The 24,892-nt window shown below is 69.4% G+C and carries 22 protein-coding genes and 3 pseudogenes; 14 read left to right on the top strand and 11 right to left on the bottom strand.

The window, feature by feature from the left end:
* Position 1: 1 nt before the first annotated feature.
* From ACV7NM_RS01400 to ACV7NM_RS01390, 3 genes are all read left to right on the top strand, one after another.
* Positions 2-988, top strand: a complete 987-nt coding sequence (locus ACV7NM_RS01400; protein ID WP_463408460.1) for a hypothetical protein — start codon at positions 2-4, stop codon at positions 986-988.
* A gap of 206 nt (positions 989-1,194) precedes the next feature.
* Positions 1,195-2,373 carry an MBL fold metallo-hydrolase gene (locus ACV7NM_RS01395; RefSeq protein ID WP_463408459.1) on the top strand — a complete coding sequence of 393 codons (1,179 nt, stop codon included), beginning with the start codon at positions 1,195-1,197 and terminating at the stop codon, positions 2,371-2,373.
* Between the two features lie 110 nt (positions 2,374-2,483).
* Positions 2,484-2,702 carry a dienelactone hydrolase family protein gene (locus ACV7NM_RS01390; protein WP_463408458.1) on the top strand — a complete coding sequence of 73 codons (219 nt, stop codon included), beginning with the start codon at positions 2,484-2,486 and terminating at the stop codon, positions 2,700-2,702.
* Between the two features lie 1,006 nt (positions 2,703-3,708).
* Here the strand turns inward: ACV7NM_RS01390 and ACV7NM_RS01385 are convergent.
* Complete coding sequence (locus ACV7NM_RS01385; protein WP_463408457.1) at positions 3,709-4,038, bottom strand: hypothetical protein; 330 nt, start codon at positions 4,036-4,038, stop codon at positions 3,709-3,711.
* A gap of 171 nt (positions 4,039-4,209) precedes the next feature.
* Here ACV7NM_RS01385 and ACV7NM_RS01380 point away from each other — a divergent pair, with 171 nt between their 5' ends.
* Both ACV7NM_RS01380 and ACV7NM_RS01375 read left to right on the top strand, forming a co-directional pair.
* Complete coding sequence (locus ACV7NM_RS01380) at positions 4,210-4,491, top strand: hypothetical protein (protein WP_463408456.1); 282 nt, start codon at positions 4,210-4,212, stop codon at positions 4,489-4,491.
* Between the two features lie 606 nt (positions 4,492-5,097).
* Positions 5,098-5,595, top strand: coding sequence for a helix-turn-helix domain-containing protein (locus tag ACV7NM_RS01375; RefSeq protein WP_463408455.1), 498 nt, complete (start codon positions 5,098-5,100; stop codon positions 5,593-5,595).
* Positions 5,596-6,020: 425 nt separating this feature from the next.
* On the opposite strand, the gene ACV7NM_RS01370 is transcribed toward ACV7NM_RS01375, so the two are convergent.
* Positions 6,021-6,719, bottom strand: coding sequence for a class I SAM-dependent methyltransferase (locus tag ACV7NM_RS01370; protein WP_463408454.1), 699 nt, complete (start codon positions 6,717-6,719; stop codon positions 6,021-6,023).
* 254 nt (positions 6,720-6,973) lie between these two features.
* Positions 6,974-7,252, bottom strand: coding sequence for a hypothetical protein (locus tag ACV7NM_RS01365; protein ID WP_463408453.1), 279 nt, complete (start codon positions 7,250-7,252; stop codon positions 6,974-6,976).
* 188 nt (positions 7,253-7,440) lie between these two features.
* Between ACV7NM_RS01365 and ACV7NM_RS01360 the strand changes: the two genes are divergently transcribed.
* The 4 genes from ACV7NM_RS01360 (at position 7,441) to ACV7NM_RS01345 (ending at position 12,011) form a co-directional block, all read left to right on the top strand.
* The gene (locus tag ACV7NM_RS01360; protein ID WP_463408452.1) at positions 7,441-8,241 is read left to right on the top strand and encodes a contact-dependent growth inhibition system immunity protein; all 801 of its coding nucleotides are present in this window, start codon (positions 7,441-7,443) and stop codon (positions 8,239-8,241) included.
* A 106-nt stretch (positions 8,242-8,347) separates the two neighbouring features.
* On the top strand, positions 8,348-8,629 hold the full coding sequence (locus ACV7NM_RS01355) for a hypothetical protein (protein ID WP_463408451.1): 282 nt from the start codon (positions 8,348-8,350) through the stop codon (positions 8,627-8,629).
* A gap of 854 nt (positions 8,630-9,483) precedes the next feature.
* Positions 9,484-10,683 (top strand): SMI1/KNR4 family protein, encoded by a 1,200-nt coding sequence (locus ACV7NM_RS01350; protein WP_463408450.1) that lies wholly within the window; start codon positions 9,484-9,486, stop codon positions 10,681-10,683.
* Positions 10,684-11,852: 1,169 nt separating this feature from the next.
* Positions 11,853-12,011, top strand: a complete 159-nt coding sequence (locus ACV7NM_RS01345; protein WP_463408449.1) for a hypothetical protein — start codon at positions 11,853-11,855, stop codon at positions 12,009-12,011.
* A 263-nt stretch (positions 12,012-12,274) separates the two neighbouring features.
* On the opposite strand, the gene ACV7NM_RS01340 is transcribed toward ACV7NM_RS01345, so the two are convergent.
* From ACV7NM_RS01340 to ACV7NM_RS01330, 3 genes are all read right to left on the bottom strand, one after another.
* Positions 12,275-13,351 (bottom strand): AI-2E family transporter, encoded by a 1,077-nt coding sequence (locus ACV7NM_RS01340; protein ID WP_463408448.1) that lies wholly within the window; start codon positions 13,349-13,351, stop codon positions 12,275-12,277.
* A 458-nt stretch (positions 13,352-13,809) separates the two neighbouring features.
* Complete coding sequence (locus ACV7NM_RS01335) at positions 13,810-14,910, bottom strand: alpha/beta hydrolase (RefSeq protein WP_463408447.1); 1,101 nt, start codon at positions 14,908-14,910, stop codon at positions 13,810-13,812.
* A gap of 367 nt (positions 14,911-15,277) precedes the next feature.
* Entirely contained in the window at positions 15,278-15,889 is a 612-nt protein-coding gene (locus ACV7NM_RS01330) for a hypothetical protein (RefSeq protein ID WP_463408446.1), read from the bottom strand.
* Positions 15,890-16,890: 1,001 nt separating this feature from the next.
* Between ACV7NM_RS01330 and ACV7NM_RS01325 the strand changes: the two genes are divergently transcribed.
* The 3 genes from ACV7NM_RS01325 (at position 16,891) to ACV7NM_RS01315 (ending at position 18,291) form a co-directional block, all read left to right on the top strand.
* Positions 16,891-17,427, top strand: a complete 537-nt coding sequence (locus tag ACV7NM_RS01325; RefSeq protein ID WP_463408445.1) for a hypothetical protein — start codon at positions 16,891-16,893, stop codon at positions 17,425-17,427.
* A gap of 62 nt (positions 17,428-17,489) precedes the next feature.
* On the top strand, positions 17,490-17,792 hold the full coding sequence (locus ACV7NM_RS01320) for a chaplin (RefSeq protein WP_463408444.1): 303 nt from the start codon (positions 17,490-17,492) through the stop codon (positions 17,790-17,792).
* A gap of 346 nt (positions 17,793-18,138) precedes the next feature.
* Positions 18,139-18,291 carry a hypothetical protein gene (locus ACV7NM_RS01315; RefSeq protein ID WP_463408443.1) on the top strand — a complete coding sequence of 51 codons (153 nt, stop codon included), beginning with the start codon at positions 18,139-18,141 and terminating at the stop codon, positions 18,289-18,291.
* A 122-nt stretch (positions 18,292-18,413) separates the two neighbouring features.
* On the opposite strand, the gene ACV7NM_RS01310 is transcribed toward ACV7NM_RS01315, so the two are convergent.
* Positions 18,414-18,584, bottom strand: a complete 171-nt coding sequence (locus ACV7NM_RS01310) for a hypothetical protein (RefSeq protein WP_463408442.1) — start codon at positions 18,582-18,584, stop codon at positions 18,414-18,416.
* 122 nt (positions 18,585-18,706) lie between these two features.
* Positions 18,707-19,006, bottom strand: a pseudogene (locus tag ACV7NM_RS01305) (PAS domain-containing protein); the annotation flags it as partial.
* A gap of 865 nt (positions 19,007-19,871) precedes the next feature.
* Here ACV7NM_RS01305 and ACV7NM_RS01300 point away from each other — a divergent pair.
* Positions 19,872-21,125 (top strand): tetratricopeptide repeat protein, encoded by a 1,254-nt coding sequence (locus tag ACV7NM_RS01300; RefSeq protein ID WP_463408441.1) that lies wholly within the window; start codon positions 19,872-19,874, stop codon positions 21,123-21,125.
* Between the two features lie 512 nt (positions 21,126-21,637).
* On the opposite strand, the gene ACV7NM_RS01295 is transcribed toward ACV7NM_RS01300, so the two are convergent.
* A complete protein-coding gene (locus tag ACV7NM_RS01295) occupies positions 21,638-23,080 on the bottom strand; it encodes a hypothetical protein (RefSeq protein WP_463408440.1) in 1,443 nt (480 codons plus the stop codon).
* Positions 23,081-23,603: 523 nt separating this feature from the next.
* Positions 23,604-23,720: pseudogene (locus ACV7NM_RS01290) on the bottom strand (transposase); the annotation flags it as partial.
* 47 nt (positions 23,721-23,767) lie between these two features.
* Between ACV7NM_RS01290 and ACV7NM_RS01285 the strand changes: the two are divergent.
* Positions 23,768-24,159, top strand: a pseudogene (locus ACV7NM_RS01285) (transposase); the annotation flags it as partial.
* A 137-nt stretch (positions 24,160-24,296) separates the two neighbouring features.
* Here the strand turns inward: ACV7NM_RS01285 and ACV7NM_RS01280 are convergent.
* Positions 24,297-24,647, bottom strand: coding sequence for a hypothetical protein (locus tag ACV7NM_RS01280; RefSeq protein WP_463408439.1), 351 nt, complete (start codon positions 24,645-24,647; stop codon positions 24,297-24,299).
* Between the last annotated feature and the right edge of the window lie 245 nt (positions 24,648-24,892).

The following is a 24,892-nucleotide window of genomic DNA, read 5'->3' as shown; positions in this document are numbered from 1 at the left end:
GGTGGGCGCCCTGCCGTACGACTACAACCACGAGCCGACCCCGCTGGACCCCTACGCGCAGCGGGTGCAGGGCTTCCCCCAGGTCATCTTCGCCGCCGCGGCTGCCATCTCGCTGCGCAACCGCACCGCCCCCGGGCGCCCCGCCGTGCCATTCGCCTTCGACTCCGACTACTGCAGTGGCCCCGACACTGGCTGGGTCCGCACCGACACCCTGCAAAACACGGCCCTCGCACTGATCGGACGCGACCTGACCGTGCAGTCCGCTGTCGCCGTGTCAGGAGCGGCCTTCGCCTCCGCGATGGGCACTCAGACGATGTTCATGGAGCGGTTGCTCGCCCTGTCCAACGTGCGGCTGGGCACCTGGATCCCCAACCCGCTCTACCTCGCGGAACTGGCGAAGTACGGGCCCTGCCGGATCATGCCGCGGCTGCCACGGGTACGGCGGCTGCGGTACCAACTCCAGGAACTGGTGGGCTGGTACTCGGATACCACTCCCTTGCTGCTGTGTACGGACGGCGGGCACTTCGACAATCTCGGTCTGGTCGAACCGCTCCGGCTCCGCTGCCGGACGATCTACGTCATCGACTCCTCAGGGGACACGCCGCCGCTGGCCACCACCCTCGCGCAGGCAGTCACGCTCGCCTACGAAGACCTCGGAGTGAAGATCACCTTCAAGGAAGAGGGGCAGAACCTGCTGGACCTGGTACCCGGCAGCGCCGCACCCCTCCCGCCCTTGACGCCGATGGCCGCGCTGAACGCCCGGTTCTCCGCCACCAGCGTGGTGCGCGGCACGATCGACTATCCCGAGCCGGTCGAGTTCTCGCCCGGCACACCGGTCGACACAAAGGGGACGATCATCTTCGTGAAGGCCAGTCTGACCTCCGACATGCCGTACGAGCTTGGCTGTGACCGGGACCGTGCTGCCACCAGCCGAGGCCAGGTGGTTGCGCCGACGTCCGTAGCCGGGACCGGGGACAGTGCGTCCTGACAGGCGACGGCGGAACGCCCTTGCCTGGCCCTCGCCTGCCGATCAGGTCGCTGTGGCCGGCCACCGGCCAGTTGTGGGTTCTCCGGATTCCGGGTGCCGGTGAGCGTCATGTCCCACCCTCGTCGCGCGTGGGGCAGCCCTGACGACTGCCTGTCTTCCTCGGCGTTATCCCCCGACCATGCCCCGGCGGGACACCGAATCACCGAATGTTCACCCGCCTTGCCCTGCGGCCCATCTCACGCTGGGTCAAGGCGCGGGGGAGCGGGCCGCCTTGGCGCATGCTCGTCGACGGCGGCCCTCCGGGCACCTGGCCCCGGCTCGAAAAGAGACTGAGCCGGTTCGAACCCGACGAGCGGCACCTCGATGTCGCCGTGGTGACCCACATCGACAGTGACCACATAGGCGGCATGCTCCCGTTCCTGCGGAGCGAGTACGCCGAAGACGTCGGTGACTACTGGTTCAACGGCCCTCCGCACCTGCCCTCGGAGGGCCGCGTGGAGCAGCGCAGCGTCGCCGAGGGGCAGAGCCTGGTGGCGGCGCTGCTCGGGGAATCCGTCGGTCCCGTACTGCCGTGGAACCGGGCATTCGGCGGCGGTCCCATCGACACCGGGGACGAGTTCGGGTTCATCGAGGTGCCGGTCCAGGACGGGCCGCAGATCACCGTGCTCTCACCGACCTACGAGCGCCTGGCCATCCTGGAGCGCGCGTGGTTCGAAACCATCGACCAGGCCCGGTGCGGCTGGCTGAGCGACGTAAGGCCCGACATCCGGGAGCCCCTCGGCGATCTGGCCGCCGTTGCCGCCCAGCAGACCGCCGACGACACGACAGCTCCGAACGGGAGCAGCATCGCGCTGCTGATCGAACACCGTGGCGCCCGCGCCGTGCTCGGGGCGGACGCGTTCGGCACCGTGCTCGGGGACGGCCTGAAAGGGGTGGCCGCCCACCGCGGCCTGCGGACCCTGGACGTGGACGCCTTCAAACTCCCGCACCACGGTAGCCGGCGGAACGTGACCCGGACACTGCTCGAAGCCGCCCCCGCCCGGCACTACCTCGTGTCCACCAACGGCGACACCTACCACCATCCCGATGACGAGGCACTCGCCCGCGTCGTACTGACCGCACCGGACGGCCCGACCTGTGGTTCAACTACCGCACGCAGCGCACCGCCCGATGGGCTGATCCGGAGCTGTGCGAGCGATACGGCTACTACGCGAGCTTCTCCGCGGAACCGGAGACCGGCACGGTCCTTGGACTACCGGCGGCGGCGTGATGCTCCACCGGGACCTCGGGACCTCGTTGCCGAGCTCAGGGCAGCCCCGACCGGTCGCCGGGCCGCGCGGTGTCGGTCGCGGCCGCGTCCGCCTTGGTGTTCGGCAGGCGGGTGAGCAGCCCCCGGAGGTGGCGGGCGCGCCGATGACGAGGGCGGCCGGGGCCGCGCAGCCGCCGCCACTCTCTCGTAGCGCGGCCGGATCGGTGATGCCCGGGCAGCGGCCGGGTGCGCCACGAGACGGTCGTCTACCCCGAAGTGCAGCACGCTTTCCTCCTCCCCGGACGCGGGCGCGCTGTGTACGACAAGGCCGCGGCCGAGGCCTCCTGGACCCGGGTGCGCGCGCTCTTCGCCACCAGACTCGCCCAGTGGCCCGCCTCAGGCTGGGTGTGTGTACACATCGGCGGCCAGCAGCCGACATCCGCGGCGTCCCGGAGCAGACGCTGACCCCGAGCGACCGACGACTCGCTGACGTGGGCGACCCGGGCGCGCGAGGGTACCGACCGAGACGCTCCCGCACGCCGCCGCGCACGTACACGGGTGCGGCGGCACGCCTCGACTTGCCGTTGGGGGAGTAGCGTGGACAGAGCCAGGTGGCCGCGCTCGCGCAGCATCGAACACACACCCGGCACAACCGCAGCGCCCTCGCCGGGCCTGCACCCCTCGTACGCCCTGCCCGGCATCCCCCCCGCCGAGTCGGGGCCCGGCCCCGGCCAGCCTCTCCCCCCTGGCTGGTCGGGGCTCTTTCGTGCTCATGCGGCCGCGACATGGCAGTGCGCCCCTTCGGTTCTTGCGGCCGCTTCCGGGGGATGACCGGCTCGTACCGTGCCAGGACCTGCACCGTCCGACCGCGCTCGACCAGTCTTGCCGCATGCGTCTGCGACTGTCTGCGGGAGGCTGACACCGCGGAGCGGGCTGAGCCCGGCGACCTGGGCCGCGATCACCGCGCACAGGCCCACCGCGCCGTGTGCCCTGGCAGTGGAGTCTCCCCGGCACGTCGGGAACACGGCGGCTGCGGCCTTCGTAGGACGTTGGTCAAGGGAGCGGGGGGCCCGAAGGGCATACAGGACCACCATCCCGGCCGGCTGGGGTCCTAATGAGCGGGAAATCAGCGGGTGTGACGGTGCCGGCCGTGCCTGTGCGGTTCGCCGGTCGCCAGCAATACGAGGGCCAGTCCGAGCGGCAGCAGGAACAGCAGAAGGAGAGTCATGCACCCGCGCCTGCCCAAAACGGGGTCGCCGACACGGCCTCATCGGCTTTCGCGGCGACGCACCCTCGACGGGTCGCGCACCGTCTCCACCACCCCCACGACGGTCCCGGACGCGTGCTGCAACCCCTCCCCGCGGTCCTCCAGGGTGCTGCGCCACGACCTCCAGGCCCCCCCGAGTGATGACGGCATGCGGCAGAGCGTCCCGAGCGCGGCCACCTTCCCGAGGCTCCGGGCGTCACGTGATCACCCACGGGGCGGCTCAGGGGCGGTCATGGCGAGTGGAAGGGGAACGGCTGCTCCCAGAACAGGCGCCCGGCCGGTCCGGCGGCGGTGTCGGACCACCCACCGGCGTCGGGTCAGTCGGTGGGTGGCGATGCCCGGGGGCAGGGCGCCGGTCGCCGCGAGTTCGGCGGCCCGCTCGTCGTGGACGCACAGCCCGAGCCCCCTGTCGGCGAGCCGCCCGCGGGTGCGCTCCAGCACCACCACCTCGTCCGCCCCGGCGCGTGCCGCCGCTGACGCGAACGCACATCCGGCGATGCTTCGGCCAACCACCGCGACCGTACCGCCCTGCATGGTTGCTCCCTCGACTGGCCGATCCGCACCCGGTCCCTTGCCGCGACCGGCGGGGCCGGTCCTACGGGGACTCTCCGGCACGGACGGCGCATCCGGCAAGGGAGCACACCAGCCGAGTCGAGACTCCGTCACTCCGTCTCCTGTGGGATGCGGACGACCTGCGCCCGGACCGTGCTTTACAACGAGGGACGCGGCTACCTGCGGGAGCAGCAGGAGACGGGGTGCCTCGCATCGCTTCTGGCGGTGCTCGTCGAGATGGCGGAGACGGAGCACTTCGGCCACCTCTATGAAGTGCTGAAGCCAACGGAACATCGCGTCGTGACGACCGACCAGACGCTCGAAGCCTCCCGACGCTGGTGTCGTCCGGCGGCTCTACCGCCGCCTGTGAGGCGTGCTTGGCGACATCGCGGGAACCGCGGGGTGTCAGTGGTCTTCGACGACACGTGGCCATGAGCCGGGCTCGGTCGGAGGTGGAGGCGGTGCGGCAGGTGAGGGCCTGGGCCGCTCGCGCGGCGGGCTAACCACCAAGCCTGCCCCCCTGAGCACAACCTCTATGACGCTCCGACGCGCTCTGTATATCGTTGGTGCGAGCGGGCCGGCGAGCGTAGACCTTCGTGACCGACGAACTTTCGGGCGAGGGGATGCGCCCCGTCTGGCGGGTCCCGGGCGAAGGGGATGTCTGGTGGACCGTGAGGTCGGACCTGGTGGCGGAGTGGATCGTGAGGTTGCGGTCTCCGGTGCCGGCGGTCTGCGACGGGTAACCCGCCCCTTACACCCCGGACTACAGCCCCATCTGTGCGGCAGCACCGGCTACTCCCACCTGGCCCCGCCCTACCAGGTCCGGATGGTTCCGACCGGCCACGTCATACTGACGCTCGGCCTGGCCGAGCCGTTCAGCCAGATCCGCCGCCTCGGAATGCCAGGCTCGGGCACCGGCCGGATCGGTTCGGTGGCGGTTGGCATGGAGGACCGGCCCGCGTGGTGCGCACATTTTGGCCGGCAGGAGGTGATGCGCCTGGAGTTCCCCCCCTTGGTGCCTACCGGCTGCTCGCCCTCCCCATGCGCGAGTTGACCAACCTCGTGGTCGAGCTGGACGATGTCCTGGGCCCCGAGGCCGGTGTATTGGTGGAGCGTCCGGTGGCCGCCCGTGGCTGGGCCGCCAGGTTCGACCTGCTTGGCGCCGTGCTGCTGGCCCGGCTCGGGCGCGGCCCGGAGCCCGCACCCGAGGTCGAGCACGCGTGGTGTCTGCTCTCTGGTTCGGCCGGTGCGGTTCCCATCGCCCGGCTCGCCGACGAAGTGGGGGGGGCGCCGCAGTTACCTGGTTCGCCGTTTCACCGAACAGGTCGGGCTCACGCCGAAGACCTCGGCCCGAGTCCTCCGGTCCGCCGCGCCGCGGAGCTGCTTGCCCGCGGCCCCGTGGACCTCGCCGGAATTGCCGCCGAGTGCGGCTTCACCGACCAGGCCCACCTCACCCGCGAGTTCCGAGCCCTGGCCGGCCTCACCCCCGGCCGGATGGCGACGGCCACCCGCCCGGTGGACGAGGCCTTCGCCCTCTAGGACGAGGTCGCATTCGTCCAAGCCAAACGCGTCGTCGCGCCGCTACGTTCGAGAGCAGGGTCGGGGCCGGCCGGAGCACACCTGACCGCCCCCACCGGCTCCGTTCGACGATCGTGAGCTGGAGGGGCACACGATGGATGTGGCACAAGGCGATTCCGATTCTGCTCGCAATCACGGCCCGGTGCCGGCAGGAGCGTGCAGAACGGCTTTCGCGGCTACGCGAACGACCAGGGACAGCTGCCCTCGCTGGTCGCGGTGACGGCCCGTTCGAACAATGAGCGGCCGGAACCCCGGCGCGCGCGATCGCGCGGCGATCGTGTCCAGGCGGCCGTGCGACGGCGGCCCGTCGGGCGGTCCTGCGCCTGCCTCTCGGCTCCGCCATGTGGCAGCGGCTTCGGATCAGGCCCGTACCGGGGCACGCGCCGTCAGGCACCGCGGCGGGCTCGAAGCACGTCCGGCGTCAGGTCCTCCTCCAGTACGAGGCCGGCCGCCGCGAGCTCCCGGCCCAGTTCCCGCCTCGGCAGCGGCCACAGGAGGAAGGATTCCCGGGCGTGGCGCAAGACCCGCCCCTGGCGGCACACCAGATAGGAGTAGTCGTAGCGGATGCGGCCGTCCTCGGCGCACTGGGTGAGGAGCCCGTGGTAGGTGTCCATGCCCAGCCGGACCTGCCCCAGCCCGCGCCGCACCGGCTGCGCGGGAAGACCCGACGGCGGCCGGTCCAGGAACAGCAGACCGCCCGGCACCAGCAGTCCCGCCAGCACCCGCCACAGCGCGCGGCGCTCGACGGGCGGTAGACAGGGCACCAACCGCAGGCAGACGGCCAGGTCGGCCGACCCGTCCAGCGACAGGTCGAGGGCGGAGCAGGCGTGCACCGTCACCCGCTCCCCGGCGGAACCGCCCACCGGGGGGTGCAGTCGGGAGAGCAGTACGGTCCGCATCGCGGGCGAGGGCTCCACCGCGTGGACGGGTACGTTCGAAGCGCCGATCAGCACTCCGGTGACCAGGCCCGTCCCCGCGCCGACCTCGACGATCCCGAGCCGCGCGGCGGCTGCCGGAGCGGCGAGGGCGAGTGCGTGCCGGTGGTAGGCACGGGCGTGCAACAGGTCGTAGAACTCGGCCGACACGGCGTACGCCTCACCGGGCCCCTCCCGGGGAAGGCCGGGCAGCCCGGAATGGCCCGATGACCCGGGGACGCCGGGGCGGCCACAGTGCTCCGGCGGCGCTTCGCGTTCGGCCGGTCGTAAGTCCACCCGTCTGTCCATCGGGCCATCATGGCCGCACCCGTCCCGCCCCACGAGCCCTCGATCCGGCCACGGAGGCCGGTACACGTCCCCGCCCCGCCCCGGCACCACGGGACGGAGCGGGAGGCCTCCGGTTATCAGGTCAGCACCGCGGTGGCGACCGAAGGCGGAACCGGCGCGAGGGCCGCGGGCGGGGTGGTGAAGGTGCCGCAGCCCCGGGTCCGCCCGTGCAGCCGAGTCGCATAGCCGAACAACTCGGCCGGCGGCACGACCGCCGTGACCTGGACCGTCCCCAGCCCACCGGACACGGAGCCCGAGATCCGGCCGCGCCGGGCCGCGGGGTCACCGAGCACCGGGCAGACACCGTCCTCGGGCACGATCGCCTTGACCTCCACCACGGGTTCCAGCAGTTCCACGGTGCTCGTGGCCAGATCTGCTGGATGTTCGTCAGAACACCCCTCCTCAGGCGGACGAACCTATGAAACAGGCAGATGAAGACGCTCAACGAGCAGCTGGACCTGCTGTACGGGCGGGTCGAGAAAGTCCTCCTGAGTTGGGACGGCGAGGCCCGCCAAACCGGCCCGGACAGGCCCTTACCGCCTACATGCGCCACACCTGGCACACCCGACCCTGGGCCCTCTCGCTCGCTGAGCAACAGCTGCGCTCCTACGCCCAGAACCCACCCGGCCGACTGCGTCACCGTCTCGGCGAGTTCTACCCCGTGTCGGACATCGGTCTGCGCGAGGGCGCCATTCAACAGTGGCTGCTGCTGCTCGCCGACCACATCAAGCGGAGCATCGAGGAGGGCAGCGACGGCCGCCCGCCGCTCCGCGTCCCACCCCCCGTAGCGCTGCCCGAGACGCACTGGGAGTGGCACGCCCACTTCCCAGAGCTCGGCCAGTTCCTTGGCGGCTGGTTCTCGCAGGACATGCACGACGAATTCGACAACCACGACGCTGCGGTCGACGACTACGCCGGCTCGGTCGACGCGACCCTCGTGGCCCGCCTCATCGGTGAGGTGCGCGAACTGCTCGCCCGCCGTCTGGAGGAAGTTGACTACGCGGCCGCCATCACCGAACTCGGCACGGAAATCGATCCTCCCGCCCCCTACACGCCGAGTGGCCGGCTGGCTCTCGTCGCCGAGAGACTGGCTGGGCCCCTGAATGACGAGCAGCCCGGCGTCAGCGACACGGCAAGCGGGATGCCCTGCGCACAGCCATTTTCGGGCAACCTCACTGACTGTCGCACCCACCCACAGTCCCTGAACGCGGCCAGACCACAGAACCTGAGCCAGAACCCGTTCGGGTGGACAAAGCCAACCGTACGCGAGCCCGGGGTGAGGCTCATTGTGCGAGATGGTCCGGACCAGGGCGGGTTCCGGCGGGGCCGCTCGTGCAGGCGGTGAGGGTAAGAACGCTCAGTGTGGAAGCAGTTGCCGTGTGCGATTCGAGGCACTTCCTTCCATGGTGCACTGCCCGAACCCTCCGCCGGTCACGTGGCCCTGAACCCCCATGACGACGTGGTGCATATCCGCGCGGCCCTGGCCTCCCACGCCCCGCACCTACCGGCTGTCCCGGGTTCTGGCCGCCGAGGAACTCGACGAACCCGCGCAGCGATTGCACGAGGTCGATCTGGGCCGGGCCTGGCAGGAACGCAACGCGCGGTTTCGCACCGGCGGCGACCAAGTCACCGTGCTGGTACGGGTGGACCTGGCGGGCACCCCCCTCGCCGTCCGCGCCGACGAGGCCGACACCGACGGCCGGCTGCGGCTGGACCTGGTCTTCCGGGACTAGAGCACGCCGAATGGGCACTGTGGCACCACGCCGCGCACGCGGAAGCCCTGGCCCCGCATTGGCTGCGCACCTCCCTGCCGCGCCGCTGCGGTCGCCACCCGCTACGGTGCCTCCTCCTGAGGCGCCGTCCCGGGACTGACGCCTGTCGCGGGCCACTGATCACCGCGCCCGACCCAGGGAGGGACGCGGGTGGGTCCGAAGACCGCGCCGGCTGCACGCCCTGCTTGTAGCTCCGTAACATTGCACCCTCCCTGGGTGGTTGCCCGTGGCGGCCCCGGGGATTGGCGCCGTGCTCGCGCCTCCACGTTATGCAGACCTGCCGCCCGCGAACTGGCCGGCATTGGACCAAGCCAGGCGGTGGCGTTCGACAGAGGGGACACAGTCATGCCGGGCCCGGAGGCCGGTGGCCCCCTTGCAGGACCGCGAAAACCATAACGGGGGGACTCGGTGCACAGCCCGTGCCCGGAGTCTGGGCTCGGGCGATGAGCAAAGAGATCGTGTAGACGGCGGGGCCCATACTGCTCCCTCCAGCAGGGCCTCCATCTGGCTGGTCCCAGCGGTGGCCGCGTGCAGGTCTCCCCGCTGGTGCGCCGCCCACGTCTCCTCCCACGCCTGCGGGGACGGCTCTAGGAGCAACGTCACCGGTGGCGGCCGACCGGTCAGGGGGCCTCGGGGGTGTAAAGGCAGCGTTCGGCACGCCCCGGGGGTACCGGCTCCCGGACGTCGTCCAGGCCTCGTCGCGATCCACACGCGGTCGGCGCTACGCGGCACGTCCCTTGGCCGCCCGATTTCCGCCCGGCCCGCGGAGACGGAAGAATCCGCCGGGCACATGGCGCACGCTGGAAGGACGTCAGTTGACATCGGATATAGGCACGTTCCTCACCCCCTCGACCGAGCGCCCGCCGGCTCTCGTGCCCATCGCCTGGGCGGCCGTCGAGAATTGGCTCGGACTGCGGCTGCCGGCCGACTACAAGCGGCTTGCCGAGCGGTACGGGCCGCTGGACTTCGGTGAGTACGTCTGGGTCCACGTGCCGTGCCTGCAGCGGGACCGCTTCGATTACGGCGAGTGGCTGCACGAGACGCACCGAGAGGCGCGGATCGAGGCGCGGGAGCTGCCCGAGGCCGAGCGGCCCCTGGTCCACCCCGCCCCCGGCGGCTTGTTGGCCTGGGGCTGCACGCGGGGCAGCGACGTGCTGTTCTGGGACACCTCGGCCTCCGAGGACCCCGACGAGTGGACGGTGGTCGTGCGGCACTCGGGGGCGGTGCCGGGCAGTGGCCTGCTTCCCTGGCACCGGTACGACCTGACGCTGAGCGGCTATCTGCGGCACACCGTCCGCGACACCTGGGAGCTCCCTTCTCCTCCCGGCCCGCTACTGGGCCCGCTTCCGGGCACCGTCGCGCGGACCGCGTTCCTTCCCGACGCCGAGGCATGGACCCCGCCCGCGCCGGTCCCGCCCCGGCTCACCGAGGCCGAGCGCCGGGTCGCGTTGGAGACCGGCGCCGGGCTGGACGCGCTGCGGCTGCTGTCGCCGCCGCCCGAGCGGCCCTACCTCGGAGGCGGCTCCTGGGAGGGGTTGTTCGCCGAGTTGGGCACACGGCTGCCCGGTGAGTACGTGCGGCTGATGGACGAGTACGGCGCCGGAATCTGGAGCGGATGGCTGCGTTTCCACACCCCGCTCCGGACCGGCGAGCGGCGTTTCCTCACACACGTCCGGGACACCGTCGACGCCTACCGGCAACTCAAGGACGGCCACGCCGAGTGGTACCCGCTGGCCACCTGGCCCGAGACCGGCGGCTTCCTTCCCTTCGCCAACTCCATCGACGGCGACTACCTGGGCTGGCTCACCGAGGGCGGGGATCCCGACACCTGGCCGCTGATCGTCTGGCCCCGCCACGCGGACCAGGGCCCGCCACTGAAGGGCGGCCTGATCGACACCCTCCTCGACTGGCAACGCGGCACGCTGGTCACGCATGGTTTCGCCACCCTGGACGAAGACGACGACCCGGTGGAGTTCGCGGAATTCCTGCCCTGGGACGACAGTGCCTACTGGTGAGCCCTCAGCCGACGATCACTGGGTTGCCCGTTGCGTGCTGTAGTGGTTCAACCGGCAGCAGCCAGCGGCTTCCGACCGGCGCCTGCTTGCCAACTCCGTCATCGCACCGATTTGCGTCTGTGTGACGACCGTCAAGATGATGTCGCTCTTCCAGCTCCGCAGGGCGTCTCATGCAGCAGCCCCGGGTCGCCGGCCACCGCGAGATCGACCAAACGCTCCCGGGCACGGGACCGCCGTCGACGACGCCAATGCCCCGGCTCCCCGGGGGGCTCAGATCCTGATTCTGCGAATCTGTTCCAGGATCAGCCCGATCTTCCCCTCCTCATGCGACCACCTCTGCTGAACCTCACCAAGTAGGGCCTGTTGCGGCAGTGGATCTGTCTTTGCGACGATCAGGGTTTGTTGTGAGGGGATGACGGACCGCAATGAGGCAAGAGCCGAAGGCGTGGTACAGCGCCAGAACCTTCTATCGATGGCTGACCTTCGAAAACCGTCCCTACGAGGAGCGTGTCGTGCTGTTCCGGGCACGGTCCCTGGGCGAAGCCATCGAACTGGCCGAGCGGGAGTCGGCCGAGTACGCCGGGGAGCGCGGCCTCGAAGTCCTCGACATGGTGCAGGCATACCGGATCTCCGACGGCGATGAGGAGGTGGGCGCGGGTACGGAGGTGTCTCCAAACTCCATGCGCTCGACCTCCCGGCGAACGCGTTTCTCGACCGCTACGACTCGGGAGCGGCACACACTCAAATCAGCGAGTGATCTCGTTCGCGGCGTTCGGCTGGTTTTTGTCGCCGGTGCCCGTCGCGTTGAGGGTGCCGTCCGTGTTGGTGAAGGTGGAGGCGTCGGTCGCCGCGGCGCTGACTCGGGTCGCGACGCCCGCCGGCGCCGCGGCGAGGAGGGGCCCAGGAGGGCCAGGGCGACAGCCGGCGCGCTGAGGAGTCTCGCGCGGGATTCCCCACGTGGTGCCGGTGCGCCCGAGGACGCCCTCATCCGGCAGAGCCGGGCGGAGAACGTCCTCACCTTGGATCCCTCTGGCGCGTCGCGAGGGCACGGACGGCCGCGTCGATCACAGCGACCACGGCATCACCGCGCGCTACGTGCGGGACAGAAGTGGGACGCGGGACCGGACGGCAGTCTCAGAAGCCGACTGAATCCGGCGTACTGTCTCACCGTGGTGGGAAGCCTCCTCGGGCTCCAGGCGTGCGGGCTCTTCGCGCCGAAGCCGGCGTGGCGGCAGGCGCCCCGGATCAGCTCGACATGGAAGCGGGCGGCCTGGAAGCTGGCCGGGGGCGGGAACATGTGCCTCTACCAGAGGCCGCCCGGGCTGTAATGGGAGCGGGCGCCCGGACCGCTTCCCCCGTCATGACGCCGGACAGACGGTCAGCCCAGATGTTCGGGCAGTGCGTGCCACGGACGACTGTCGAGTCGTCGTGCCGGGTGCCGGGTGCCGGGGCGACTGAGGCCACGAAGTGGCAGCGGGCTGCCGGCCACCCCCAACGTCCCGCGCCCCCACCGGAATGGGAGGACGAACCCGTCCGAAAGGTTGAGCGTCCTGACTCGGCTCAGGCACCCCCGGAGCTTCGCGGCGGTGGCTCAGGCGGCGTCCGTCTTGGGAAAGACGTATTCGTCGAGAATCAACCCCACGGCGACGGCTGCGGGGATGGCGACCAAGGCGCCGATGATGCCGAGGAGGGCTCCGCCGACAAGGACGGCAAGGACGGTGACGAGGGGATGGACGTCGACGGCGAACTTCATGGCGCGGGGGACGATGAGGTAGTCCTCGGCGAGACGAAAGGCGATGTAGAAGGCGGCGGTTGCCGCGGCGATGGGCAGGGATACCGACAGGGCGACGAGGCTGACGACGATGCCGGCCAAAGTCGAGCCCACAATGGGGATCAGGTCCATCAACGCTACGAAGACACCCAGCGCCGCGGCGTACGGAACGCCCGTGGCCAGGCACCAGATGAACGTCGCGATTCCCGCGATGGCGGAGGTGGCCAGGTTTCCGAGCATGAATCGCCCGATACGGCTCATGATCTCCTCTGCCACGCCTTCCACCCGATCGCGTCGGCTCCTGGCGACGAAGCGGTAGCAGAAACGTTTGATCGTAGGCAGGCCCGCCATGCAGTACAGCGACACCGTAGTGACGATCACCGTCGATGTGACGGTGCTCAGGACGACCTGGCCGGCCCCTAGCAGCCCGCCGGCCAAGCCGGATGCACCGCCACCGGAGCTGAACTGCTGCCTGGCCTTCTCCACCAAGTGGTAGCGGTCCTCGAACCGGCCGATGGTCGACTGGTGGTTGTGCACTTGTTGGAGCCAGCCGGGCACCGCGTTGACCAGTGCGCTGACCTCATTGGCCACGGGCGGGATGACCAGCGCCAGAAACCCTCCGAGAATCGCGACGAACCCGCTCAGGACGATCGCGACGGCCCAACCCCGCCGAAGCCCTCGCCTGGTGAGCGCGACAACCATCGGTTCCAAACTGATCGCGATGAACACGGCAAGGAGCAACAGCGTGAGCATGGAGCTGACTTTCAACACGGTCTGAACGGCCAGCCACGCCACTGTCGCGCCAAGCCCGAGACCGAAGCCCACGGCGACCCGTGACCGCCGACGCCGCCGCCCCTCTCGGTCCGGCTGGTGGCGCTCTGTGATCTCAGCTGCCATCGCTTGTTCTCCCTTGCGAAGTCCCTCGGCACACGCTGCTGCCGGCCGGGGTCTGGGTCTACGGTCCGGGGTGTGGGTGCCCTGGTGCTCACCGCGGACGTGGTGGTAGGGCGTTTGCCCGCTGTGCGGCTTCTTGATCCTGCCGGGGACCGTACTGGCTCCCGGTTCAGCACGGTGGTCGGAAGACGTCCGCTCCGGGTCGGGGGAAACCGCGGTGTCCGTGGTGTCGAGCAGCACACCACGAGGGCGCTCGCGTCCGTCCCGGCTTCGCTCATCGGCGCCGAACGCAGGGTTCGTACGGTCCGTAGCGCGAACGCTCACTGATGTGCAGTCAGTGGCAGTTGATGCCGGCGTGCTGGGTGACTTCGAGGCCGGGAGGATGCCGTGGATGTGATGGGCGCTGTGAATGGCGTGCTGGTTCCAGGGCGGTGGCCCAAGGCCTGGCGGGGGGTTCCGCGTCACTCGGTGGGGCTCTGCATGTGCTCACTGATCCACTGGATCAGGCCGCTGCTTTCCATGTTCGGGACGTAAGTGGCGGCGTTGTGTTCGCCACCCCGAATTACGTCGTACTTGGTCTTGACCGGGCCTTTGTTGCCGAATTTCGCGATGAACATGTCGATCGGGGGCTTGACCGGCTCCCTGGAACCGACCTGGATCCCCAGGTACACGTCGGGGCTGCCCTTGGCGATGAGCCGCTGGGCGAGCACGTTGGAGTCGTTGTCCGCCTTTTCCTTCTGGTGGCCGGCCCACAGGCGGGAGTCGGGGACGATGTCGGGACCGGAGGCGATGACGGCCTTGAACTTCTCCGGTTTCTGCAGCACGGCTTTCAGGCCCGCGGAGCCGCCGGTGGAGGAGCCCATGAAGGCCCAACCGTCACGCGACTTGATCGTGCGGAAGTTTTCCTTGATCAGGTCTGGGACGTCCTCGGTGAGCCAGGTCCCCATCTTGGGCTGGCCGGGGATGTCGCTGCCGTCCCAGTAGAGGCCCGACTGCGGATCTTTGGGGTCCTTGTCGTGGTTCTCGGGGTTGAGTACCGGCATGGCGATGACGAAGGGCAGGCTCTTGCCTTCCTGCGACCACTTGGAGATCGACGATTCGAGCTTGAGGTCCGTACCCATCCAGTAGTTGCTCGGGTAGCCCGCGCCGCCGGGCAGCGCGATCAGTACCGGGAAGCCGCTCGTCGCGTACTTCGGATCCGCGTACTCCTTCGGCGCCCAGACCCAGACCTTGCCCGTGAAGCCGGACTTCTTGCCCCGATAGGTCGTGACAGCAATCTTGCTGCCGTCCTCGGGGACCGTACCGGAGATCCTGAAGTCGGCGGCAGGCCCGGTGGCCATGAGGGCCTTGGAGCCGGCCGACTGCCGGCTCCCGCCACCGGGGGACGCCGCGCCGCCGAAGGTGATCGAGTCACCGTTGTCCGAGAAGACGTCGAAGTAGCTCAGCGTGGGCCAGGCAACCGCACCGAGTACGGCCGTGCACGCCGCGATGAGCCCCCAGCGTTTGCCGCGGGAGGGCCTGCGGGGCCGGGACTGGCGGGTGGTCGGCGAGGTGTGTGTCATCGAAGGAACTCGCTCCGGGTCGCTGCATGCCGCATCGGGATGCCGCATCGGGCCTGAGTGACTGTTACACCCATGTAGACAGCCATGCGAAGCGAGAGGTTCCGCAGTGTGGGCAAGCAAAGGATTTGCCCCGTGGGTCAGCAGGCTGATGCGAGGGCTCGGGCTTCCGTCAGGAACCCGTCAACGCTTGGGCCGCCGCGTGTTCCGCTCCGGTAGGGAGGTCCTCGACGGTCCCGGCCGGGCGGCCGGGCCGACGCGTCGAGTCCGGGGTCGCCGAGGTCGAGGTCCGGGCTGCGGCCGACGCCGGTGCCGGTGCCGAGACCCTTGGGGAATACCTCGGCGACGACCACCCGGGAGGCCGCCCGAATCAGCGCCACTTGATGCCGTTGTCGGTAACGTGCCGACGCACTGCTCCGCTTCTCGCGAGACGTGAGAACCCGGCTAACCGGCGTGGCGTTGTCAGAACATGTCGGTGGGTGACCTTGGTCAGCTCGTTCCAGAAGGGGACAGCGGTGAGATAGAGACCCAGGGCGGACATGATGCCGACCGCTACGTCCACGCTGATCCGGCCCTGCTTGGTCCAGTAGACATCTTGGAGATCCAGGAGAAGGGCGAATTCGTCCACGATGAGCGCTGCCCCGGCGCCGTAGGCCGCCCCGACGCCAGGGTGTCCTACGAGGGGCGCGTCCCCCCGGACGGCCACCAGCCCCACGCCGGCCAGCGTGACGATTCCGAGGTTGTAATGGTGCAGATGGGTGCCGCCGGCCGAGACATTTCCCCAGGGCAGGCGTCCGCTGCGGATGCCGTGGGTGATCAGGCGGGTGGCGCCGAACGTGGCCCCGAAGGCGAGCCAGGTGGCAAGGAGGGAGCGCTGGGTGGGACCGGTGCGCTCGTCGACCGTCTCCCGCCAGCGTCTCAGCAGGCCAGGACGACGGTCGTCCCGCTCGCCGGAGCCGTGCTGCTCAGCGTCCTTCGCCATCAGGTCCCTCCCGCGTCGTGGAGTCGTCCCCACCATAGGACCATCTCGCCCCGGGCCTTGCTGACTGACTTTGCCCGGTCGGAAGCAGCCGGCCGGTGCGTCTCGTTCCCGGCGTCCCCGGGCTTCGACGAGCCATGTCCGATCACAATCGCCTGGTCCTGCCACAGGGCGTGCGCGGAGACGAGGTGGACGACTTCGAACGAGGCGGGTGGGGGAGCACCGGCCGGCCTGGCTGGCCATGACGGCCCCGGCGGCCAGAGGGAGCCATCCGGGGATCAGCATGGCGCAGAGGTGTAGGTGATGCCGGTGCCGTGTCCGCCGACCATACGGCCGGCGAGGTGGACCGGCGGAGTACGTGCCGAGCCGGGTATCCCCGCGGAGATCTTGTGGGTGGTGATCCGGGCTTTGAGCTGTTAGGTGCCTTCGGGGGCGCCGATGTCGGACTCTCGCCAGACCGCCCGCCTCACGGTGAGACGACGGTAAACGCCCAGCTCACGCACCCGGCTCGCCACGGAAAGAGCAGCCCCATGCGTGCCGGCGGGCCCGGCGGCCGCCGCGCGCCGGCCGGCTGCCCTGACGCATGGGGTACGCCGGGGCGACCGTCACCCGTCGGTTGGTCAGTCGAGAGATGGCGCTCCCCGCCTCCGCCGGTTGCGGGCGTGTGCTGCACACCCGCGCTCCGGCCTCCGCGGCGTCGTACAGCTCATACGACCTGATTTGAGGATTCGGCTGCTCAATGAATACGGCGGGCGCGGTGTTAGCTCTGTCGCAGGACTGCCAGTGCGAAGGCCAGTCGGCGCTCTAGCCGGCTCGCCTGCGGCGCATAGACCGCAGATGCCCTGTGTATGCCCGGCGGTCATGTCCCAGGTTCGGGGGCTGCTTTCGCAGGTCTCTGGTCTCGGCTGGCTGGTCCTGGCGCACCAGGTGTGGACGTGCCTGGCTGAAGATGCCGAGACAGAACCATACGAATCCGGAGAATCACTCGCCGCAACGAGGACCTGATGATTGATGAGAACTCCCCCGTGTACGTGGCTCATTTCGCCCGCACCCCGTTCCAAGTGCTTGGCGGCAAGGGGTGGCAGAAGCGGGTCGCCTTCCGGGTTGACGGGGAAGGAGTGCTGCTCGGTGGAGCTCCCGCGCGGTACGACCGCCAACTCGCTTTCGTGCCGTGGAGCGACATCACCACGATAGTGGTGTGGTTTCAGCGCACGGCCGGACCCGGAATCCGCCACATCGGAGTACAGCGCAAGCCGGGGACCCCGCACTTGCCCGGCATGAACAGCCACCTCAGCCACGAGCAGGCCCAGAGGCTGGCTCCCCATGTCGACTACGAACTGTTTCTCGCCAGCCGCCCCATCAACTTCTGGTGGCTCGATCCTGAACGCCTCCAGGCCGCGGTGGACGCATTTGCACCGCACGTTCCCCTCCTCGTGTATTCGCACCGCACCTCTCGTAGTGGCGTCCGCGTCCCCATCCAAACCACCTCCGGTTCGGCGGTCGGACGTTGCCGGGTCACTGGTTTGGCCCATTGCCCGTGACGGACGGGCGGCTGGGGCGGTTGTGGGGTGCATTGTCCAACTGAGAGATCAAGGAGATCTTGATGTCGCGTTTCACCAAGGCCATGGCCGTTACCGCCGCCGCCGGTGCTCTCCTGGCAGGCGGGGCCGGCATGGCCGCCGCCGACGCCGAGGCCGAGGGCGCTGCCATCGGCTCCCCGGGTGTCCTGTCCGGCAATGTCGTCCAGGTGCCCATCCACATCCCGGTCAACATCTGCGGCAACTCCGTCAACGTCGTCGGCGCCCTCAACCCGGCCTTCGGCAACGTCTGCATCAACAAGAGCGACGGCGACAAGGACGACCACTACAAGGCCGAGCACCACGACGACCACCACGACGGGTTCTGACAGCACCAGGTTCTGGATGTGGCGCTCTCACCACGCCGCCACACCCAGCGTCGCGCAGCCGCCGCGTATACCGCTTGTACAGATCGGCCTCCCCCGCATCCTCCGGGGGAGGCCGCTCCCATGACGGGATCCAGCACGGTGTAGCCGAACCTGTACGTGAACCCGGTCGCGCGCAAGGTCCGCAGCGGCGAGGAAGCCCAGCGGCAGCAAAAGGGCCATTCGTCGCATTGGCCACATCCTCGGCAGAGTGAAGGCTGAGGCCGCGTCGACGTTGTCGACGGGGAGTCGAGGGTGCCGAGATCGTTCAAGATTGACCCCTCGATCGAGCAGGACTTCCCCAATCGGGATGTCCCGTGACTTTTGCGGCAGCAAGACGTTCCTGACGACAGGTCACTGCACCAACGACGTCAGCCAGCCTGCCGACGGCAGGACGGCACCCGTATGGGTACGCCTCGCCCCGACCGTCGCGGGCGACGCCGCCATTACCGTCACCGGATAGGCCGAGGCCGTCGTCGACACTGCGATCTGCCGCTCCGGCCAGACCACCGGAATGCAGTGCGGCGCGGTCACCAAGGTCGACCAGACGGTGAACTACGGCAACGTCACGATCAACGGCCTGTCCTATTCCAGCGCCTGCTCGGCCGGCGGCGACTCCGGCGGCCCGTACGTCACTGCGGCCGGCGGCAAGGCCGTCGGCCTCCAATCCGGCGGCGGCAACGCCACCTGCACCTCGGGCAGTGGTGAGAAGTTCACCATCTTCCAACCCGTGATCGAGGCCCTGACCAAGTTCAAGCTGGCCCTGGTCACCTCCGCCCCCCAGCCCGGCAACATCACCGTCTCCGCGGTCTCCGCCCAGAACGGCGTCATCGGCACCCCGACGGTCGAGCTGAAGAACAGCGCCGAGGGCGGCACGGCCCCCTATACCTGGCGTCCTCGATGTCGTAACGCGACAGCGCCATGGTGTCCCGATCTCCGGAGGCCACCACCCGCAACATCGACTCCCGGGTCTCCCGCATTCCGGCTGCGGCCGGTTCGTCGGGATTGTCGGGGAAGACATCGAAGATGTAGCGGCCCAACAACTGCTCGCGGGTGCGCCCGACCAGGCGCAGGAAGTCTTCGTTGGCGTCGGCGTACACCAGATCAGGGGTGAGCAGGGCCACCATGCCAGGCAGGGCGCGGAACACCGCCGCGTAGTCGATTTGCGGTTTGCTCATGTGCTGCCCGTCTCGGTAGCGGCCGTCACTCTGTTACCCACGATAGGAGTGACCGTGCCGTGTAGCGGCCGTTGCAGCTCCAGGGGATGCCGCCGGAGAGGGCGGACGGCCTATCGGTCCCCGTCGGTGAACGGCGGGGCGGATCAGCTGTGGATCGCGACCGCGGATGGGCTTCCCAGCGCCGCTGTCGACCACGGCGGCCGGGGCGACCATTCACCTTCTACCAGTACGGGACGCCGACTGTGGGACGAAGGAAGCCGACCGCTGATGGGTTGGGAACGACGGTCCGGGGCCGGGCAGGTTCGGGCTGATGCTCGGTCCAGAACGCCACCGGGTCTGGCTCGACGACCCTGCCGACTCCTGGCCCCTACGACGCTAGGGTCATCGGCCCCCGGGGAAAGGAGCACAGCCGTGGACGATCCCGATGAGCCGCGGGATATGGGGCGGCGTGCCGTGACGCGCTTTGCAGGTGTCGCCGGTCGGTGAACCGCGCAGCGGTTACGCCTTCTGACCTGGGATTGTGCAGTTTGGTTGAGCGGGATGCAGGCCTGCTGCCCCCGGTGAATCTGCGGAGAGCCCGAGTGTTTAGGAGGCGGAGCCGGGATGGCGGTGAGTGAGGTGCACTGTGACCGGAACGGGGCGAAGACAGTCCGGGCGCCCGGCCGCCCACCCGGCGCGCCATGATCGCCGTTGCCCGGACGCGGCGCCGGCGAGGAGCCCCGGGTAGTTGTGGCAGGCCGCGTCCGCCAGACAGGCGAAAGCGCCATTCGGTTGGGTGCCACCGGCCCGCAACCGGTTGCGGTCGTCCGCGTTTGGCTGGTTGCTGAGAGTGCCGTCAAGAACGGCGCGACTCCTGGGAGGCACCATGAGCTACCAGCAGGATCTGATAATTTGCCGCGAACTGGGCGAACGTCATGGCGAGAGCCGGGCGCTGAACAGCCTCGGCGTCGCCCTGCAGCAGGTGCAGCGGTTCGACGAGGCCATCGAGGCCCACCAGCAGGACCTCGTCACATGCCGCGAGCTGGGCGAGCGCCATGCCGAAGGGCAGGCTCTGAACAACGTCGGCACGGCTTTGCAGCAGGTGCAGCGGTTCGACGAGGCCATCGACGCGCACCAACAGGCCGCCGCCCGGTTCACCGAGCTGGGCGACCATCACCGTGAGGGGCAGGCTCTGAACAACCTGGGCACGGCTTTGCAGCAGGTGCGCCGGTTCGACGAGGCCATCGACGCGCACCAACAGGCCGCCGCCCGGTTCACCGAGCTGGGCGACCATCACCGTGAGGGGCAGGCTCTGAACAACCTGGGCACGGCTTCGCAGCAGGTGCGCCGGTTCGAGGAAGCCATCGACGCGCACCAACAGGCCGCCGCCCGGTTCGCCGAGTTGGGTGACCATGACGGTGGGGGCCGGGCTCTGAACAACCTGGGTACGGCTTTGCAGCAGGTGCGGCGGTTCGAGGAAGCCATCGACGCGCACCAACAGGCCGCCGCCCGGTTCGCCGAGTTGGGTGACCATGACGGTGAGGGCCGGGCCCTGAACAACCTGGGTACGGCTTTGCAGCAGGTGCGGCGGTTCGAGGAAGCCATCGACGCGCACCAACAGGCCGCCGCCCGGTTCACGGAACTCGGCGACCACGAGGGCGAGGGCCGGGCCCTGAACAATTTGGGCATGGCTTTGCAGCAGGTGCGCCGGTTCGACGAGGCCATCGACGCACACCAACAGGCCGCCGCCCGGTTCGCCGAGATGAGCGACGACGAGGGCCGGGTCCTGAACAACCTCGGCACCGCCCTCCAGTCCCGGGGGCTGTGGCGGGGACGCAAGGGCAAGAACCACAGCGAGGCCAAGGGCCAGAGCGACGCCAGGGGTGATGCCAGTAGTGACGCCAAGGTTCGCGGCGAACGTCTGGTACCGCTCATCGCGGATATCCCATCGGGATCCTCGGCCGTATCGGCGCCCACGGCTACCGCTGCCTCCACGTCCCCGGAGCCGCCCGCGAAGACGGAGGTCCTCGCGCTCACAGTGGACGAGTCTTCCTCGGCGCAGGCCGACCTCCAGATGGCGAACAAGCGCTGGGGACGCCGCCGCAAGGCGCAAGACCCGGTGCTCTCCGACGACCGGTAGTGAGGCGGGCGTGCGCAGTCAGCAGCCGCGGACGCCGAAGCCATACTCCATCTCGGAGCGGTACACCGGCCCGGCCGCGGTTCCTTACAAGGAACCGCGGCCGGTTGGGGGGTCCGCTAAGTCCTGCTCCAGTCGATCCGGTCCGTCCCGCATCAGTCGCTGCCGGCGCCGCGCGCTGCCGTAACACGTCTATGAGACGTCCCATCACGTGGCAGGCGGCCTCCATCACCAAACACCCGCGTTTCGTCGTGCTCTCGCCACGCCAGAACAACCAGTGGTGACCAGCTCATTGGGCTTCTCGCCGTTCCCGGCGGGGCCGCTCCATCGGACGGTGGTGTCACCCCGGGTGAGTCCGGCTTGCACTTCGGCGCCCGCGGCGCCCCTCGGCGCCTGTGAAGCCTGACCCGACTGATGCACGCCCGGCTGCGCGGGGACTACGGACGTTTCGTCCATCGAGCACCTGGATCGCGTGGGCCGCGATCCCTCTGATAGGCCGCCGCATCGGCCTAGGTCTACCTCCCTCGTAGCCACCCCCTGCCCCGGGAGTGTTCCTGCCAGTACGTTAGTGCCTGCTGAGTGGTCGCGAGGTCGGGGTGGTCTGGGCGGAGTGCGCGCAGTTGCTCGTTCAGCAGGTCGGAGAGGAGGGCAACTGCGCCGCGAGGGTCGCCGGAGTGGCCGCGCCAGTGGGCGAGGGCCGCGCGGGTGCGGAAGATTTCGGACCGGTCGGTGTCGGTGGCTACCGCGTACGGGTTGGACCAGGTGTCCCGACAACCCGGGGCGATCTCGCGCGACTCCAGGCGGAGCTGGTCGTTGAGGAGGTCGGTCAGGACGGTCATGGCCCCTCGCGTGTCGCCCGACTCGCCCAGCCAGTGGCCGAAGCGGAAGCGGGTGTCGAAGGTGCGCGGGTGCTCCGGCCCGTACATGCGGAACTGCTCGTTAACGAGCTGGCGATACACGACCACTGCCCCGGCCGTGTCCCCCGCCTTTCCCTGCCACTCGGCGGCGGTGCGGCGCAGATTGAAGTCGGGCGGCCCCGTGCGTCCGTCGACGGCCGCGGTGTAGCGAGCATCGGCGAGCATGTCGCGATAGATGCTTGCGACGCCCGGCAGGTCGCCTGCCTCTTCGAGCCAGTGGGCCAAGCGGTAGCGCAGCTCGTTGACCTCCTCGACGAGGCGGACCCGTTGGGAGGGGACCAGTTCGAACTCCGGCTTCAGCAAAACCAGCTGATCGTCGATCATCCGCCGGTACTCCGTGATCGCGGTGGCGAGGTCGCCGGACTCCGCCCGCAGCCACGCAATCCGGCCGCGCGACTTCGTCACGGACCCGTGCCGGGCTCCCAGCCGGTCGGCCGTCGTCGGCAGCAGCGCTACGAAGTAGCCCAGCGCGGCCTGTGGCCGGCCGTCGTCCGCCAGCGCGTCGCCCACCCGGAACACGAGGTCGTGCAGCCCCGCACCGGTACTCCAGCCGTGCCGGAGCTCGGGCTCGCCGGAGCCCAGCAGCAGGACCGGGGCATTGCGCATCAGCGCCTCGACATTCGAACGTAGCACGTCCGGCGAGAAGTCGAGGACGCGCGAACCCAGGTGTGGCGCCTGCTCACGCGGAGGTACCAGGAAGAACGACGTCGAGTTCGCCTCGTCCGCCGACTTCCGGGACGCGACGAGGAGCAGGTTGGCGGCCCGGTCGACCAGCTCCGCGGCCCGGCTCGCGGGCACGCCCTCGCGGACGGCTCGCTGCACCACCGGGTGGACCCGCACGGACCGGTCCTGGTCCGTCGGGTCGTAGTCGAGCAGGCTCCACCGGTGCAGCAGCGCGAGCGTCTCGGCGGCACTCCCGTCCGGCTCCGCGCCCTCGGCCGGGCGAGCGGTCCGCTCCTGGTCGAGGTACCTGAAAGCAGAGGTCAGCACCGCAGCCGGGATGCCGTCGAAAGCCAGCGGCGCCGCCAGCTCCAGCAGCACCCGCGCCGTCCCGACCGGTGCCAGGGCGTCGGCGCGCTCCAGCGCGAGGTCCCAGACGTTCGGCAGCGGCAGGCTCTGCTCGTCCGGCAGTCCACCAGGGTCCGGTACGAGGTCGGCCAGCTCCGTCCCGTCGTCGCCGAGTAGGCGGAGGTAGTCGGTGCAGCTCAGGCCGCGATATCCACGCAGCTGCGCAGGCGAACTAGGACAGGTGACCGACCGTCAATCCAGACCGGCCAAATCGTCACCCTGAAGCGCCGATGTCAGTAACGGCCACGCCCTCACCGGAATCATCACCGAGGTGATCCGGCCGACGTCACGGAAGAGTCACAAACGAGGCGCGCTGCCCGAAAACGCGCCAACCAGCGGCGCCGTAGCCGGCGCTAGAACGGCTTCATTGCTCGCCGCGCCTACCTGCGGGCCCCACGGGTCGGCTGCGCCCTCCGCTTCGCTCCGGTGCTCGCTGCCTCGGCTTGAGGTGACAGGACGGGTGCGGGTGCGAGGTGGTTACTGTCCGAGGCAAACAGGTGTCCACGACCAGGTGCCGCCTGCGCCCGTTGATCTTCTTGCCGGCGTCGTAGCCGCGGGAGTCCTTGCCGACGGTCTCGGCAGCCTTGATCGACTGGGAGTCGATGACGGTGGCAACCGCTCCGGGTGCCTTCCGCAAGCGGATCCGCCGCGAGGTGGGCAAAGGGCCTGCCGCTGTTCGTCATGGTCACCCCGGCCGACATGACCGACCGCAACGCGGCCGAGGAAGTGCTGTTCCGGCTGCGGCTGATGCACCCGGAAATCACCATCGTCTGGGCCGACTCCGCCTACGCGGGACAGCTCGTGACCTGGGCGAAGACCTACCTGAACTTGACGATCAAGACTGTCAGCCGCCCGAAGAACGTCCCCGGGTTCGTCGTTCTCCCCGGCGCTGGGTTGTCGAACGCTCACACGCCTGGGTCATGCACGCACGCCGGCACGCGCGTGACTACGAACGGTTCATCCAGCACTCGGAATCGCTCGTCACCTGAGCTGCAATCACCCTTATGACCAGGCGCATCACCCGTCGGAACTCCCGCTGGAGCGGACAGCCGGCCTCCCGCGAGGCTCAACGCGACTGATCGTCTCGGCACTGACGGTCAGCAGTGCCATTATGAGGTCACCGGGCACGGATCGCGGCCCCTGAGCACAACTCTCCCACCGCCGCCGAAACCTGACAGCAACTTCTGACTCACAGCCACCGCTTGGCTGCTTCGACGCTGTCGCCGCCGCTCGTGTTGAACGCGATCGCAGCCTTCGGCGCATGACGCCGGACCATATTCACGACCTGCTCAAAGAGTGGCAGAAGCGGCTCCGGCTTGCGGATCCCACCCCCGATGACGACGACGTCCCAGTCGTGCTCGGACAGTGCTGCAACGATCGTCGGCTCAGCCGACTCATCCAGCACGATCAGCGTCATGCACGCATCGATGGCGTGTTCGCCGAAACGGGCCAGTTCCTGGTCAAGAGCCGCTCGAAGGGCGTCTCCGTCCATACCGGGCACTGCACGCGGGTCGATTCCAAGAATGAGAACGTGAGGCATGCCCAAGAGGACGAACAGCCACCCGTCCAGGTTCCCACGGCACGCGGCCGGTGTCGGATCTCAGGGACGACACCCCGGGGCAATTATGTGACCGTGGGGGTCGTGGCGGGCGATGATGCGGCGCAGGCGCGCTTCGTCGGTGACGGCCTGGCCGTCGAGGGATAACCCTCCGCGGCGTCGTGTGCTGACCACCGGCCAGTATGACCCGTACCGGTCGGCCGCGGCCGGGCTGGACGGCTACCGGC

This window comes from Streptomyces sp. Tek67B01 (assembly GCF_055231995.1).
Note: the sequence above shows the minus strand (reverse complement) of the source record. Positions and strands in the feature narration are given on the sequence as shown.